The organism is Liquorilactobacillus uvarum DSM 19971, from assembly GCF_001434935.1.
GTDB classification, from domain to species: domain Bacteria; phylum Bacillota; class Bacilli; order Lactobacillales; family Lactobacillaceae; genus Liquorilactobacillus; species Liquorilactobacillus uvarum.
The window spans coordinates 1-1746 of the sequence record NZ_AZEG01000088.1 but is presented as its reverse complement, the minus strand read 5'-3'; the positions used below and the strand labels follow the sequence as shown (position 1 = coordinate 1746).

At 48.8% G+C, this 1746-nt stretch carries 1 rRNA gene; it reads left to right on the top strand.

The annotated features are described in order from the left end of the window. Positions 1–63: 63 nt before the first annotated feature. Positions 64–1622, top strand: a 16S ribosomal RNA gene (locus tag FD20_RS12480). Positions 1623–1746 lie beyond the last annotated feature (124 nt).

Below are 1746 nucleotides of genomic sequence, written 5' to 3'. Positions count from 1 at the left end.
TATAGGAGCAAACATTTGCGAAGTCAATTCGCTAGTATTTAAATTAATGAGTCACAAACTTTTTAAAATGAGAGTTTGATCCTGGCTCAGGACGAACGCTGGCGGCGTGCCTAATACATGCAAGTCGTACGCAAAACTTTCACCGAGTGCTTGCACTCACCGAAAGTTTTGAGTGGCGAACGGGTGAGTAACACGTGGGTAACCTGCCCAGAAGAAGGGGATAACACTTGGAAACAGGTGCTAATACCGTATAACAACAAAGACCGCATGGTCTTTGTTTAAAAGATGGTTCTGCTATCACTTCTGGATGGACCCGCGGCGTATTAGCTAGTTGGTGAGGTAATGGCTCACCAAGGCAATGATACGTAGCCGAACTGAGAGGTTGATCGGCCACATTGGGACTGAGACACGGCCCAAACTCCTACGGGAGGCAGCAGTAGGGAATCTTCCACAATGGACGAAAGTCTGATGGAGCAACGCCGCGTGAGTGAAGAAGGTTTTCGGATCGTAAAACTCTGTTGTTAGAGAAGAACGTGTGTGAGAGTAACTGTTCATGCAGTGACGGTATCTAACCAGAAAGCCACGGCTAACTACGTGCCAGCAGCCGCGGTAATACGTAGGTGGCAAGCGTTGTCCGGATTTATTGGGCGTAAAGGGAACGCAGGCGGTTTTTTAAGTCTGATGTGAAAGCCTTCGGCTTAACCGAAGTCATGCATTGGAAACTGGAAGACTTGAGTGCAGAAGAGGAGAGTGGAACTCCATGTGTAGCGGTGAAATGCGTAGATATATGGAAGAACACCAGTGGCGAAAGCGGCTCTCTGGTCTGTAACTGACGCTGAGGTTCGAAAGCATGGGTAGCAAACAGGATTAGATACCCTGGTAGTCCATGCCGTAAACGATGAATGCTAAGTGTTGGAGGGTTTCCGCCCTTCAGTGCTGCAGCTAACGCATTAAGCATTCCGCCTGGGGAGTACGACCGCAAGGTTGAAACTCAAAGGAATTGACGGGGGCCCGCACAAGCGGTGGAGCATGTGGTTTAATTCGAAGCAACGCGAAGAACCTTACCAGGTCTTGACATCTTTTGCCAATCTGAGAGATCAGATGTTCCCTTCGGGGACAGAATGACAGGTGGTGCATGGTTGTCGTCAGCTCGTGTCGTGAGATGTTGGGTTAAGTCCCGCAACGAGCGCAACCCTTATTACTAGTTGCCAGCATTTAGTTGGGCACTCTAGTGAGACTGCCGGTGATAAACCGGAGGAAGGTGGGGATGACGTCAAATCATCATGCCCCTTATGACCTGGGCTACACACGTGCTACAATGGACAGTACAACGAGTCGCAAGACCGCGAGGTCAAGCTAATCTCTTAAAGCTGTTCTCAGTTCGGATTGTAGGCTGCAACTCGCCTACATGAAGTCGGAATCGCTAGTAATCGCGGATCAGCATGCCGCGGTGAATACGTTCCCGGGCCTTGTACACACCGCCCGTCACACCATGAGAGTTTGTAACACCCAAAGCCGGTGAGGTAACCTTTTGGAGCCAGCCGTCTAAGGTGGGACAGATGATTGGGGTGAAGTCGTAACAAGGTAGCCGTAGGAGAACCTGCGGCTGGATCACCTCCTTTCTAAGGATAATTACGGAAACCTGCACATCGTTGAAACTTTGTTTAGTTTTGAGAGGTCTACTCTCAAAATTTGTTCTTTGAAAACTAGATAATATTTTTTCTTAAATTAACAAACCGAGAACAC